Origin of the sequence: Pseudocitrobacter vendiensis (assembly GCF_943590815.1) — a bacterium.
GTDB lineage: Bacteria > Pseudomonadota > Gammaproteobacteria > Enterobacterales > Enterobacteriaceae > Pseudocitrobacter > Pseudocitrobacter vendiensis.
The window spans coordinates 56,182-69,423 of the sequence record NZ_CALSBS010000014.1; the positions used below are offsets into that span (position 1 = coordinate 56,182).

Below are 13,242 nucleotides of genomic sequence, written 5' to 3' on the forward strand. Positions count from 1 at the left end.
ATCAGGCACCGTGTAGCGCAATTGCCGGATGGCGGCGTTAACGCCTTCTCCGGCCTACACTGCTCGCCGCGCGATGTCGCGCAACACCCCGGACTTCAAAATGGTGACCGGCTCCCGTTCCGGCGATAACGCTTCTGTCAGCATGGCCTGCGCCACATCGCGCGCCTTAATCGCCTTCCAGTTTCCGGGCAGGAAACCAAACAGCGGGGCCAGCAGCGACTCGTTGAGGCGTTTTTTATGGCGTTCCCCGACCAGCATGGAGGGCCGGGCAATGGTCAGTCGCGGCCACTGCTGCGCGATCAGCGCATCTTCCATCTCACCTTTGACGCGGTTATAGAAAAAGGGTGAATGCGCATTGGCGCCCATCGCGCTCACCACCAGCATATGCTTCGCCCCCAGTCGTAAACCCGTCAGCGCCGTATCGACCACCAGCGTGTAATCCGACTGAATGAACGCCTCTTTTGAGCCCGCCTCACGCATCGTCGACCCCAGGCAACAGAACACGATATCAATGGGCGTCGTGACCTGCGCGAGCGCGTCGCTTAACTGCGGATCGTGCGGGTTAAAGACTTCGGGAAATCCTTCAAGCGGTCGGCGCGTCGGGGCAGCAATCGAGTTAATACGCGGCTCCTGAAGCAGAAGATGCAGTAAGTGCCCACCAACTAACCCGGTCGCGCCGGTTATCAATACCTGACTCATTCATATCCCCTTTACGGATTTTTCACCCTTGTAATCTCATCGTCCTACCCCAGACTATATAGTTCGCAGGATTTTTTTCTGAAGCCAAAACCATGGAGGAATCATGAGCAAGAAAATAGCCGTCTTGATCACCGACGAGTTTGAAGATTCAGAGTTTACTTCTCCCGCCGATGCGTTTCGCAAAGCGGGCCATCAGGTTATCACCATTGAGAAGCAGGCCGGTAACACCGTGACGGGTAAACGTGGCGAAGCGAAAGTGAAGATTGACGCCGCCATTGACCAGGTAAGCCCTGCGGAGTTTGATGCTCTGCTGCTGCCAGGCGGCCACTCTCCAGACTACCTGCGCGGCGACGATCGTTTTGTCACCTTCACCCGCGATTTTGTTAACGCCGGCAAACCGGTTTTCGCCATCTGCCACGGGCCGCAACTGTTGATCAGCGCCGATGTGGTGCGCGGACGCAAGCTCACCGCCGTGAAACCTATTGTAGTGGATGTGAAAAATGCCGGGGCGGATTTTTACGACCAGGAAGTGGTGGTCGACAATGACCAACTGGTGACCAGCCGGACGCCAGATGATTTACCGGCATTTAACCGGGAAGCTTTACGCCTGCTGGGCGCCTGATTCCCGTAGCCAATGCAGTTTTTTACCGAAGCCCAGCGTGTTGTCAGTAAACTTGAGTTCATCAAGGCGAATTTCCCACACGGGTGCTGACAACATTCTGGCGACCGGGAAGCGGCGGTTATATAACGCGCGCTTCTCGTCGCTCTCTTCACCTTCCAGCAGCCGAATCTCGCCCTTAAACTGCAGGCCGCGAATCAACGCCACCGTTTTCGGCTGACCGTTAACCGTTCCGGCAACGAGTGCATGCGTACCGGTCATCTGCCCATGACGAGTGGTGGTGTCGCTGAGCAAATAAAACGCGACGCGATCGGCGTCATACACGAAGAAGGCATTCGCACACCAGAGTTCGCCTTCACTCGCCACACACCAGCTTACAACGTGTTGTTTTGTCAGCCAGCGACTAATGGCAGCAAGCGTTTCCATCTTTTCTCTCCGTTATGCTAAGGTGCGTTCACGTTACTATACAGGTTTCAACTCGTGCCCTGGTTTCTTTATCTGGTCCGCTCGGCGGATAACAAACTCTACACCGGGATCACCACCGACGTGGCGCGACGCTTTAAGCAGCATCAAAGCGGAAAAGGCGCAAAAGCGCTACGCGGCAAGGGTGAACTGACGTTGGCATTTTCTGGCGAAGTTGGTGAGCACTCACTGGCTTTGCGGCTGGAATACCGCATTAAACAGCTAACGAAGCGCCAGAAAGAGCGCCTCGTTGCTGGAGATGAGTCGTTTGAAGCCCTGCTAAGCGGCCTTAAAAACGATTAAAGTGATCGGAATACTCGACCAGACCGTGCACGCCGTTCAGCGCATCATCCGCCAGACGATGCACCATAAACGCGTCTTCCGTACCCGGCCAGCGGCAACGTAAGTCGTACTGTGCGGCGCGTTCGAAGCCAAAGCGGCTGTACAACGCGGGCTCGCCAAGCGTGACAACCGCGGCATAACCGAACTCGTTCAGGGAATCGAGGCCTTCATAGACCATCTGGCGCGCCAGCCCCTGCCCACGATAGTTTTCATCGACCGCCAACGGCGCCAGCCCGACCCACTGCAGTTCTTCCCCTTCAATGCTTACCGGGCTGAATGCCACGTAACCTACCACGTGACCTTCGTCATCCGTCGCCACAAGCCCGAGGGTAATCAAGCCATCTTCGCGCAGCTCGCGCACAAGGTTGGCTTCCCCGTCGCCGTTGAAGGTGCGACGCAGCAGAGAGTCTATCCCCGGTGCATCAATCCCAATTTCCACTCGAATCAGCATGGCTCACCTACCGATGTGTGTTTAGAGTCTGATGGCGTTTTCAGCCCGGCTTCCACGAAGTCCGCCAGTTGCATCAGCATGACACGCAGCGCTTTTGGCATCTGTTCAAGCTCAATGGCATCCATCAGGTTTTTAACGTATAACCCCAACTCTGTATCGCCTTCAATAACCAGTCGACGCTGGAAGAAGAGCGTGTCAGGATCTTGTTTACGCGCAGCGATCATCAGTAAATCGCTGGCGTCCGCGCTAAAGCTCACATCAGCCTGCGCCGATTCACTCACAATCAGGCGATCGTTCTCGACGGTAGTAAACCATTGCAGGCCAATATCACGCACCTCAATGCTTAACCAACGGCCTTCGAGAAATTCAAGCTCACCTTCGGCCAGCGCCTGGCGGAATTGCCAGCTGAGCATCTGCTGCAACACCTGACGTTTAAGGGCGAACGGTGTGAACTTCACCGGCACGCTCATCAGCGTTGGGGCAACATGAACCAGACGTGAACGCAGTTTATCCAACACAAGCTTTACTCCATGAATGCAATAATCCTGTTATTTTGCCATATCAGATAAACGACATAGCGGCGTAAATCAACAATTATGTGGTAAAGACTAACCATTATTGGTGCCATCAATACGCTTTTGTCTGCCTCAAATCAAAAATAATCGCCGCCAGGTTAACTAAAATCCCACCTCGTTAACATTATCGCTATCTGCAGGAAGAATTATGGAGCTGCTCTGCCCTGCCGGAAATCTCCCGGCGCTGAAGGCGGCCATCGAAAACGGCGCCGATGCTGTCTATATCGGGCTGAAAGATGACACCAACGCCCGCCATTTTGCCGGCCTGAATTTTACCGAGAAAAAACTGCAGGAAGCCGTCAGCTTTGTGCACCAGCATAAGCGCAAGCTTCACATCGCCATTAACACCTTTGCACACCCGGACGGTTACGTTCGCTGGCAACGCGCGGTAGACATGGCTGCACAGCTTGGCGCAGATGCGCTGATCCTGGCCGATATCGCCATGCTGGAGTACGCGGCAGACCGCTACCCGCATATTGAGCGCCACGTCTCCGTTCAGGCTTCCGCTACTAATGAAGAGGCGATTCGCTTCTATCATCGTAATTTCGATGTCGCTCGCGTGGTACTGCCGCGTGTACTGTCAATCCATCAGGTGAAACAGCTGGCGCGCGTCACCCCCGTTCCGCTGGAAGTGTTCGCCTTCGGAAGCCTGTGCATCATGGCGGAAGGCCGTTGCTATCTGTCGTCCTACCTGACCGGTGAATCACCAAATACCGTCGGCGCGTGTTCTCCGGCGCGCTATGTACGCTGGCAGCAAACGCCGCAGGGGCTGGAATCACGCCTGAATGAAGTGTTGATTGACCGCTACCAGGACGGCGAGAACGCCGGGTATCCAACGCTGTGTAAAGGGCGTTATCTGGTCGATGGCGAGCGCTATCACGCGCTGGAAGAACCGACCAGCCTGAATACGCTGGAACTGCTGCCGGAACTGCTGGCCGCCAATATCGCGTCAGTGAAAATCGAAGGTCGCCAGCGTAGCCCGGCCTATGTCAGCCAGGTCGCAAAAGTATGGCGTCAGGCCATCGATCGCTGCATCGCGGACCCGCAAAACTTTGTGCCGCAGGCGGCATGGATGGACACCCTTGGTTCAATGTCCGAAGGCACACAAACCACGCTTGGCGCGTACCACCGCAAATGGCAGTAGGAAAGACCATGAAATATTCATTAGGGCCGGTGCTGTACTACTGGCCAAAAGAGACGCTGGAGGATTTCTACCAGCAGGCCGCCACCAGCAGTGCTGATATTATTTATCTGGGCGAAGCGGTATGCAGCAAGCGTCGCGCCACCAAAGTGGGCGACTGGCTGGATATGGCGAAATCGCTGGCGGGCAGCGGCAAGCAAATTGTGCTATCCACGCTGGCGCTGGTGCAGGCCTCTTCTGAACTGGGCGAGCTGAAGCGTTACGTTGAAAACGGCGACTTCCTGCTGGAAGCGAGCGATCTCGGCGTGGTGAATATGTGCGCCGACCGCAAATTGCCGTTCGTCGCCGGGCATGCGCTGAACTGCTATAACGCAGTAACGCTTCGTCTGCTGGCGAAACAGGGCATGATGCGCTGGTGTATGCCAGTCGAGCTGTCTCGCGACTGGCTGGCGAATCTGCTGACGCAGTGTGAAGAGCTGGGCATCCGCAATCAGTTTGAGGTGGAAGTTCTGAGCTACGGCCATCTGCCGCTGGCCTACTCCGCACGCTGCTTTACCGCGCGTTCGGAAGATAGGCCAAAAGATGAATGCGAAACCTGCTGCATTAAATACCCGAATGGGCGCAGTATGCTGTCGCAGGAAAACCAGCAGGTCTTCGTGCTCAACGGCATTCAGACCATGAGCGGTTATGTCTACAACCTGGGTAATGAGCTGGCATCAATGCAGGGGCTGGTGGATATCGTGCGTCTGTCGCCGCTGGGCACCGAGACGTTCGACATGCTGGATGCCTTCCGCGCCAACGAAAATGGCCAGGCACCACTGAACCTCACCGCCAACAGCGACTGTAACGGTTACTGGAAACGTCTGGCGGGTCTGGAGCTACAGGCGTAACCTTTCGCCGGATGGCGGCATAAATGCCTTATCCGGCCTACAAATATATTGTCGCGTAGGCCTGATAAGCGTAGCGCCATCAGGCATTTTACCTGCGCCACCTACCGTATAAAGCTCACTTTGTTAACAACATTCACTACTCTTTAATGCAGTATGAAATGTTCAGCAGCTAACAAAGTGAGCCTTTATGACTGACAAAACCGTTGCATACTCGGTGCTCGATCTCGCGCCGATCCCACAAGGTTTGCAGGCCAAAGACGCCTTCGACCGTTCCCTCGATCTCGCAAAGCTCGCCGAAAAGCGTGGCTATCATCGCTACTGGTTAGCGGAACACCACAACATGACCGGCATCGCCAGCGCGGCAACGTCGGTACTGATTGGCTATCTGGCGGCGAATACCACCACCCTGCATCTCGGTTCCGGCGGCGTGATGCTGCCGAACCACTCTCCACTGGTCATTGCCGAACAGTTTGGCACGCTTAATACGTTGTACCCTGGTCGTATTGATTTAGGGCTGGGCCGCGCGCCAGGCAGCGACCAGCGCACCATGATGGCACTGCGTCGTCATATGAGCGGCGATGTGGATAACTTCCCACGCGATGTTGCGGAGCTGGTTGACTGGTTTGATGCCCGCGATCCCAATCCACACGTGCGCCCGGTTCCCGGCTACGGCGAAAAAATCCCGGTTTGGCTGCTGGGTTCGAGCCTCTATAGCGCGCAGCTTGCCGCACAGTTAGGTCTGCCGTTCGCGTTTGCCTCGCACTTCGCACCGGATATGCTGTTCCAGGCACTGCACCTTTACCGCACCAACTTCAAACCTTCCGCGCGGCTGGAACAACCGTACGCGATGGTGTGTATCAATATCATCGCCGCCGACAGCAATCGCGACGCGGAATTCCTGTTCACCTCCATGCAGCAGGCGTTTGTGAAACTGCGCCGTGGCGAAACCGGGCAACTACCACCGCCGATTCAAAACATGGATCAGTTCTGGTCGCCGTCCGAGCAGTATGGCGTACAGCAGGCGCTGAGTATGTCGCTGGTTGGAGATAAAGCGAAAGTGCGTCACGGGCTCGAGTCAATTCTGCGTGAAACCGACGCGGATGAAATTATGGTTAACGGGCAGATTTTTGATAGCGAGGCACGTCTGCATTCGTTCGGGCTGGCGATGGATGTGAAGGAAGAGTTGTTGGGGTAAGTACGGTTTGTGTGCCCCTCACTCCGGGCAGTCCCCTCTCCCTGTGGGAGAGGGTTAGGGTGAGGGCATCAGGCCGCACAATTACTGATAAACCGGCAACAAATTAAAGCTCGACAGAATGTGCACCAGCGCATTGCCGATACCGAAGACCAGAATCAGCGCAATCATCGGCTTGCCGCCCCAGACGCGGAATTTCGGGCTGCCGAAGCGTTTGCGCGATGCGCGGGCCAAAAGAGCGGGTACAATCGCCGCCCAGATGGTTGCCGCCAGCCCGGCATAGCCAATGGCATGCAGGAAGCCGTTCGGCCACAGTACGCCGCCCACGATCGGTGGTGCGAAGGTCAGCAGCGCCGTTTTGAAACGGCCCATCGCGCTATCGTCAAAGCCAAACAGATCGGCCAGGTAATCGAACAGACCCAGCGTTACGCCCAGGAATGAACTCGCTACCGCGAAGTTAGAAAACACCACCAGCAACAGGTCCAGACTACGGCTGTTCAGCACGCCGCTCAGCGCTTGTACCAGCACGTCAATGTTCCCGCCTTTCTCAGCAATGCCGATAAATTCCGGACGCGGGATGTTACCCATCGTTCCCAGCAACCAGATGGTGTAAAGCCCCAGCGCCAGCAGCGTACCGTAAACCAGGCATTTCACGATGGTCTTAGGATCTTTACCGTAATACTTCATCAGGCTTGGCACGTTGCCGTGATAGCCAAAGGAGGCCAGGCAGAACGGTAACGTCATCAGCAGATACGGGGTGTAAGAGGCATTACTTTCTGCGACGTTAAACAGCGTTGTCGGCTCCACATGCCCCAGCAAACTACCAAACGTCAGGAAGAAGGTGATGACTTTCGCGCCCAGTACGATAGCCGTCATGCGGCTGACCGCTTTGGTACTCATCCAGACAATAAAGGCCACCAGTAATGCGAAGGTAAAGCCCCCCACGCGTGCCGGTACGTTTAGCGACATCTCTGCAAACGTATGATGCAGAATAGAGCCGCTCGCAGAGATATAGGCGTAGGTCAGAATATAAAGAACAAAGGCAATCGAGATGCCGTTGACGATATTCCAGCCTTTGCCAAGGAGATCTTTGGTCAACGTGTCGAAGCTCGCGCCGATGCGGTAGTTGAGGTTCGCTTCGAGGATCATCAGCCCGGAATGCAGCATGCAGAACCAGGTGAAAAGCAGCGCCGCCAGCGACCAGAAGAACCAGCTACCGGCCATCACCACCGGCAGCGAGAACATGCCCGCACCAATAATGGTCCCGCCGATGATCACTACGCCACCAAAAAGTGACGGTCGTGAAGCTGTAGTGGTAAGTGTCGCCATTTGCCGATATCTCCAGTGAATCATTCTTTGCTATACGTTAGCATGGCGCTAATGTACCAGTACACGAGTACAAAAGGAATAAAAAAAACCCCGATTTCGCAACCGGGGCTGTATATTTTACTTTACGCTAACAAGCGATGATTTCTTACGCATCACCACCGAAACGGCGACGGCTGGAAGAGTCATCACGACGCGGCGCGGCAGCATCATCACGACGCGGCGCACGGCCACCGTCACGACGTTCGCCGCTGAAACGACGACCATCACCACGGCCACCTTCACGACGCTCACCACCGAAACCACGGCCTTCACGACGTTCGCCGCCAAAGCCACGACCGCCTTCACGACGCTCGCCGCCGAAACCGCGACCACCGCTACGCTCAGGACGCGGTTGCGCGTCGCCCAGCAGCTGCATGTTCATCGGTTTGTTCAGGATGCGGGTGCGAGTAAAGTGCTGCAGTACTTCGCCCGGCATACCTTTCGGCAGTTCGATAGTGGAGTGCGTACCGAACAGTTTGATGTTACCGATGTAACGGCTGCTGATATCGCCTTCGTTGGCAATCGCACCAACAATGTGACGTACTTCAACGCCATCATCACGGCCCACCTCAATGCGATACAGTTCCATATCACCGGCATCACGACGTTCGCGACGCGGACGATCTTCACGGTCGCCACGCGGGCCACGATCGTTGCGATCGCGCGGACCACGGTCATCACGGTCACGGAATTCACGTTTCGGACGCATCGGCGCATCTGGCGGAACGATCAGAGTACGCTCGCCCTGTGCCATTTTCAGCAGTGCTGCGGCCAGGGTTTCGATATCCAGTTCTTCGCCTTCGGCAGTCGGCTGGATTTTCGCCAGCAGGCCACGGTAGAGATCCAGATCGCTGCTTTCCAGCTGCTGCTGTACTTTCGCGGCGAATTTTTCCAGGCGACGTTTGCCCAGCAGTTCTGCATTCGGCAGTTCAACTTCCGGAATAGTCAGCTTCATGGTGCGTTCGATGTTGCGCAGCAGACGACGCTCGCGGTTCTCAACGAACAGCAGCGCGCGGCCAGCACGACCCGCACGGCCGGTACGACCGATACGGTGAACGTAAGACTCAGAATCCATCGGGATATCGTAGTTTACGACCAGGCTGATACGCTCAACGTCCAGGCCACGGGCCGCAACGTCGGTTGCAATCAGGATATCCAGACGACCATCTTTCAGACGTTCCAGCGTCTGCTCACGCAGCGCCTGGTTCATGTCACCGTTCAGCGCGGCGCTGTTGTAGCCGTTACGCTCAAGAGCTTCAGCCACTTCCAGAGTCGCGTTTTTGGTACGAACGAAGATAATCGCCGCATCAAAATCTTCCGCTTCCAGGAAACGTACCAGTGCTTCGTTTTTACGCATGCCCCAGACAGTCCAGTAGCTCTGGCTGATGTCAGGACGGGTAGTGACGCTGGATTGAATGCGTACTTCCTGCGGCTCTTTCATAAAGCGGCGGGTAATACGGCGAATTGCTTCCGGCATGGTTGCAGAGAACAGAGCGGTCTGATGACCTTCCGGGATCTGCGCCATAATGGTTTCAACGTCTTCGATGAAGCCCATGCGCAGCATTTCGTCAGCTTCATCCAGAACCAGACCGCTCAGTTTAGAGAGGTCCAGGGTGCCGCGTTTCAGGTGATCCAGCAGACGACCCGGCGTACCGACGACGATCTGCGGCCCCTGACGCAGGGCGCGTAATTGCACGTCATAACGCTGGCCGCCGTACAGAGCAACCACGTTTACACCGCGCATATGTTTAGAGAAATCCGTCATGGCTTCAGCAACCTGAACCGCCAGTTCGCGGGTCGGTGCCAGCACCAGGATTTGAGGTGCTTTCAGCTCAGGATCAAGATTGTTCAGCAGTGGCAGGGAAAACGCTGCGGTTTTACCACTACCTGTCTGGGCCATGCCCAGCACGTCACGACCGCCCAGCAGGTGCGGGATGCACTCAGCCTGGATCGGAGATGGTTTTTCGTAACCCAGATCGTTAAGGGCTTCAAGGATAGGAGCCTTCAGGCCCAGATCTGCAAAAGTGGTTTCGAATTCAGCCATGTAGTACAAGTGCCTCGATATTAATGGCGGCCAGTCTACATAACTCATCATGAAATTGATCTGCAATTTTCATTGAAAAGTGTGAACCGGCTCAAAGTAGGTGTATTAACGAACAACAACGCCCTCACCCGCGAAGGTGATGGCAATCAAAAAGATTACGGGCTGATGTAGTCGTCAGCTATTGCTGGTCCGATTCTGCCAGGTCATCTTGGTCCTGGCCCAGGAGCGATAATTCCAACAATGCGTATCGGTGCTCAACATAGTTATGAACGTTGTTAGCAACCGCCAGTTTGAACAGTGCCGTAGCGCTGTCCTTGTCCCCAAGACTTAGGTAATACTTACCTAAACAGAAGTTGGTTTCACTGAGATGCTCAGCGAGCGAGGTGTTATCCGTTGCGTCCGCCTTCAGGCGCTCCATTAACGTTTTTTCGTCAATGTTGCCTAAGTAGAACTCGACAATGTTCCATCCCCATTGTTCTTTATCCGATTTATCGAAGCGTTGTTTCAACGCGTCTTTTGCCTGCTTCTCATCGAGCTTCTGCTCGGCGAGGAATAACCACAGACTACGGAAGGGATCATTGGGATCGTCTTGATAAAACGCCAGCAGATCATCTTGCGCTAATTTTGCACGGCCACCGTAATAAAGCGCGATGCCGCGGTTCAAGTGCGCATAATTGTAAGTTGGATCAAGCTCAAGTACAGAATCAAACGCTTCATAGGCAGCATCAAAATTGCCTGCCTGCGTTAAGTAAATGCCTAAGTAATTGAATACTTCAGGCATATCTGGTCGGATTGCCAGCGCTTGCGAAAAATCGTTACGCGCTAGTGCCCTCAGACCGAGACTATCATACAACACTCCGCGCTCATATAAAAGCTGTGCGCGTTCGTCATCGGTTAAAGCCCGACTGGCAAGAATTTGTTCCATGCGTGCCAGAATCACTTCCTGCTGTAAAGTCGGTTGCAATGGTACCGCAAGGACCTCACTCTTTCGCCAGGCAGAATTACTGCATCCTGCCAGCGTGAGTGCTGTCGCTACGAAACACCAGCGCAAAAAAGGCTTCATTTCCCACTCCCGAAGACAACAATTGGATGAACGTCCTGTCCCCCGGCTGCAAACAGGCATCCCGCCAGGTAAAATTGCCCCCTGCTTACGCAGAGGGCAAAACGGCAAACCTTACTCGCCTTGTTCCGCGGCCGGAGCTTCCGGTGCGGCAGCAGGCTGAGACTGCTCGGTTGCTTCTTTGATGCTCAGACGGATACGGCCCTGACGGTCAACTTCCAGAACCTTAACCGGTACTTCCTGATTCATCTGCAGGTAATCAGTGACTTTCTCAACACGCTTGTCAGCGATCTGAGAGATGTGCACCAGGCCTTCTTTACCGCCGCCGATGGCAACGAATGCGCCAAAGTCTACGATACGGGTCACTTTACCGTTATAGATACGACCCACTTCGATCTCTGCGGTGATCTCTTCGATACGACGGATAGCGTATTTCGCTTTTTCACCATCGGTCGCAGCGATCTTCACAGTACCGTCATCTTCGATTTCGATGGTGGTGCCGGTTTCTTCGGTCAGGGCACGGATAACTGAACCGCCTTTACCGATAACGTCTTTGATTTTGTCCGGGCTGATCTTGATGGTGTGGATACGCGGTGCGAACTGAGAGATGTCGCCGCGCGGCGCGTTGATCGCCTGTTCCATCACGCCCAGGATGTGCAGACGCGCACCTTTAGCCTGGTTCAGCGCAACCTGCATGATCTCTTTGGTGATACCTTCAATTTTGATATCCATCTGCAGCGCAGAGATACCGTCGCGGGAACCCGCTACTTTGAAGTCCATATCGCCCAGGTGGTCTTCGTCGCCCAGGATGTCAGACAGAACAACAAAGTTGTCGCCTTCTTTCACCAGACCCATCGCGATACCCGCCACGGCTGCTTTGATAGGCACACCAGCGTCCATCAGCGCCAGGGAAGCACCACATACGGAAGCCATGGAGGAAGAACCGTTAGATTCGGTGATTTCAGAAACCACACGAACGGTGTACGGGAATTTGTCCAGTTCCGGCATCACTGCCAGTACGCCGCGTTTCGCCAGACGGCCGTGACCAATTTCACGACGCTTCGGAGAACCGACCATACCCGTTTCACCTACGCAGTACGGAGGGAAGTTGTAGTGGAACAGGAAGTTGTCCGTACGCTCGCCCATCAGCTCGTCGAGGTTCTGCGCATCGCGGGTCGTACCCAGGGTAGCAGTAACCAGCGCCTGAGTTTCACCACGGGTGAACAGCGCGGAGCCGTGAGTACGCGGCAGCACGCCAGTGCGCACGTCCAGACCACGGATCATGTCTTTTTCACGGCCATCGATACGCGGTTCGCCTGCCAGTACGCGGCTACGAACAACGTTTTTCTCGATAGCGTGCAGGATTTCGCCCAGCTCGTTAGCGTCCAGAGTTTCGTCTTCAGCTACCAGCGTTGCGATGGTTTCAGATTTGATCACGTCAACCTGAGCATAACGCTCTTGTTTGTCGGTGATGCGGTAAGCGTCGCTCAGGCGAGCTTCTGCCAGAGCAGCAACGCGTGCATTCAGCGCGTCGTTAGCGGCTTCAGGCTGCCAGTCCCAACGAGGTTTACCGGCTTCTTTCACCAGCTCGTTGATTTCACGGATAACAACCTGCTGTTGTTCATGACCGAACACTACCGCGCCGAGCATCTGATCTTCGCTCAGCAGTTCTGCTTCGGATTCAACCATCAGAACAGCAGCTTCGGTACCGGCAACCACCAGGTCCAGCTTGCTTTCTTTCAGCTCGTCCTGAGTCGGGTTCAGTACGTACTGGTCATTGATGTAACCTACGCGAGCGGCGCCGATTGGGCCGTTGAACGGGATACCGGACAGAGACAGCGCAGCGGATGCGCCAATCATTGCCACGATGTCTGGGTTAACCTGCGGGTTTACGGACACAACGGTCGCGATAACCTGAACTTCGTTGACGAAGCCTTCCGGGAACAGCGGGCGAACCGGGCGGTCAATCAGACGCGCGATCAAGGTTTCGCCTTCACTTGGACGGCCTTCACGACGGAAGAAGCTACCCGGGATACGACCAGCAGCGTAGGTACGCTCCTGATAGTTAACGGTCAGCGGGAAGAAATCCTGGCCTGGTTTCGCTTTTTTCTGGCCGACAACGGTAACGAATACCGCGGTGTCATCCATGCTAACCATCACAGCGGCAGTTGCCTGACGCGCCATCATGCCGGTTTCCAGGGTTACGGTGTGTTGGCCGTACTGGAATTTACGAACGATCGGATTAAGCAAAATTCTATCCTTTCTCAATAAGTGGCAGCACACCTTCAGGCGTGCCGACATAGGAACTCGATCTTCGTTGCATCCTCGCGACTAATGACAACCCTAACCCTTCATGGGTAAAGCCTCTCATTAGCCGCGCGAACCTCTGCAATGAAGAA

The 13,242-nt window shown here is 55.1% G+C and carries 14 protein-coding genes; 5 read left to right on the forward strand and 9 right to left on the reverse strand.

Annotation, left to right across the window (positions count from 1 at the left end; genetic code table 11):
* Positions 1-54: 54 nt before the first annotated feature.
* A complete protein-coding gene (locus tag NMC31_RS15255) occupies positions 55-699 on the reverse strand; it encodes an NAD(P)H-binding protein (protein ID WP_253898378.1) in 645 nt (214 codons plus the stop codon).
* 103 nt (positions 700-802) lie between these two features.
* Between NMC31_RS15255 and NMC31_RS15260 the strand changes: the two genes are divergently transcribed.
* A complete protein-coding gene (locus tag NMC31_RS15260) occupies positions 803-1,321 on the forward strand; it encodes a type 1 glutamine amidotransferase domain-containing protein (RefSeq protein WP_015962882.1) in 519 nt (172 codons plus the stop codon).
* Here the strand turns inward: NMC31_RS15260 and NMC31_RS15265 are convergent.
* Entirely contained in the window at positions 1,301-1,744 is a 444-nt protein-coding gene (locus NMC31_RS15265; RefSeq protein WP_253898379.1) for a YhbP family protein, read from the reverse strand. The two genes, NMC31_RS15260 and NMC31_RS15265, sit on opposite strands and share 21 nt — an antisense overlap.
* Positions 1,745-1,798: 54 nt before the next feature.
* Between NMC31_RS15265 and NMC31_RS15270 the strand changes: the two genes are divergently transcribed.
* The gene (locus NMC31_RS15270; protein ID WP_253898380.1) at positions 1,799-2,083 is read left to right on the forward strand and encodes a GIY-YIG nuclease family protein; all 285 of its coding nucleotides are present in this window, start codon (positions 1,799-1,801) and stop codon (positions 2,081-2,083) included.
* Here NMC31_RS15270 and NMC31_RS15275 read toward each other — a convergent pair.
* Both NMC31_RS15275 and ubiT read right to left on the reverse strand, forming a co-directional pair.
* Positions 2,070-2,573 (reverse strand): GNAT family N-acetyltransferase, encoded by a 504-nt coding sequence (locus tag NMC31_RS15275; RefSeq protein WP_253898381.1) that lies wholly within the window; start codon positions 2,571-2,573, stop codon positions 2,070-2,072. The two genes, NMC31_RS15270 and NMC31_RS15275, sit on opposite strands and share 14 nt — an antisense overlap.
* Positions 2,567-3,091 carry a ubiquinone anaerobic biosynthesis accessory factor UbiT gene (ubiT, locus tag NMC31_RS15280; RefSeq protein WP_253898382.1) on the reverse strand — a complete coding sequence of 175 codons (525 nt, stop codon included), beginning with the start codon at positions 3,089-3,091 and terminating at the stop codon, positions 2,567-2,569. The genes NMC31_RS15275 and ubiT overlap by 7 nt, the downstream gene beginning before the upstream one ends.
* A gap of 205 nt (positions 3,092-3,296) precedes the next feature.
* On the opposite strand from ubiT, the gene ubiU reads away from it, so the two are divergent.
* The 3 genes from ubiU (at position 3,297) to NMC31_RS15295 (ending at position 6,374) form a co-directional block, all read left to right on the forward strand.
* Positions 3,297-4,292 (forward strand): ubiquinone anaerobic biosynthesis protein UbiU, encoded by a 996-nt coding sequence (ubiU, locus tag NMC31_RS15285; RefSeq protein ID WP_253898383.1) that lies wholly within the window; start codon positions 3,297-3,299, stop codon positions 4,290-4,292.
* Positions 4,293-4,300: 8 nt separating this feature from the next.
* A complete protein-coding gene (locus NMC31_RS15290; RefSeq protein WP_253898384.1) occupies positions 4,301-5,179 on the forward strand; it encodes a U32 family peptidase in 879 nt (292 codons plus the stop codon).
* 187 nt (positions 5,180-5,366) lie between these two features.
* A complete protein-coding gene (locus NMC31_RS15295; protein ID WP_253898385.1) occupies positions 5,367-6,374 on the forward strand; it encodes a luciferase-like monooxygenase in 1,008 nt (335 codons plus the stop codon).
* A gap of 81 nt (positions 6,375-6,455) precedes the next feature.
* On the opposite strand, the gene mtr is transcribed toward NMC31_RS15295, so the two are convergent.
* The 5 genes from mtr to pnp form a co-directional block, all read right to left on the reverse strand.
* Complete coding sequence (gene mtr / locus NMC31_RS15300; RefSeq protein WP_253898386.1) at positions 6,456-7,700, reverse strand: tryptophan permease; 1,245 nt, start codon at positions 7,698-7,700, stop codon at positions 6,456-6,458.
* Between the two features lie 145 nt (positions 7,701-7,845).
* Positions 7,846-9,783: an ATP-dependent RNA helicase DeaD gene (gene deaD / locus NMC31_RS15305; RefSeq protein ID WP_149463981.1), complete on the reverse strand. Its 1,938-nt coding sequence runs from the start codon at positions 9,781-9,783 to the stop codon at positions 7,846-7,848.
* Positions 9,776-9,856 (reverse strand): protein YrbN, encoded by an 81-nt coding sequence (gene yrbN, locus NMC31_RS15310; RefSeq protein ID WP_100249910.1) that lies wholly within the window; start codon positions 9,854-9,856, stop codon positions 9,776-9,778. Before yrbN ends, deaD begins: the two co-directional genes overlap by 8 nt.
* 105 nt (positions 9,857-9,961) lie before the next feature.
* On the reverse strand, positions 9,962-10,846 hold the full coding sequence (gene nlpI / locus NMC31_RS15315) for a lipoprotein NlpI (protein ID WP_253898387.1): 885 nt from the start codon (positions 10,844-10,846) through the stop codon (positions 9,962-9,964).
* Positions 10,847-10,957: 111 nt separating this feature from the next.
* A complete protein-coding gene (gene pnp / locus NMC31_RS15320; protein ID WP_149463983.1) occupies positions 10,958-13,093 on the reverse strand; it encodes a polyribonucleotide nucleotidyltransferase in 2,136 nt (711 codons plus the stop codon).
* Positions 13,094-13,242: the final 149 nt, after the last annotated feature.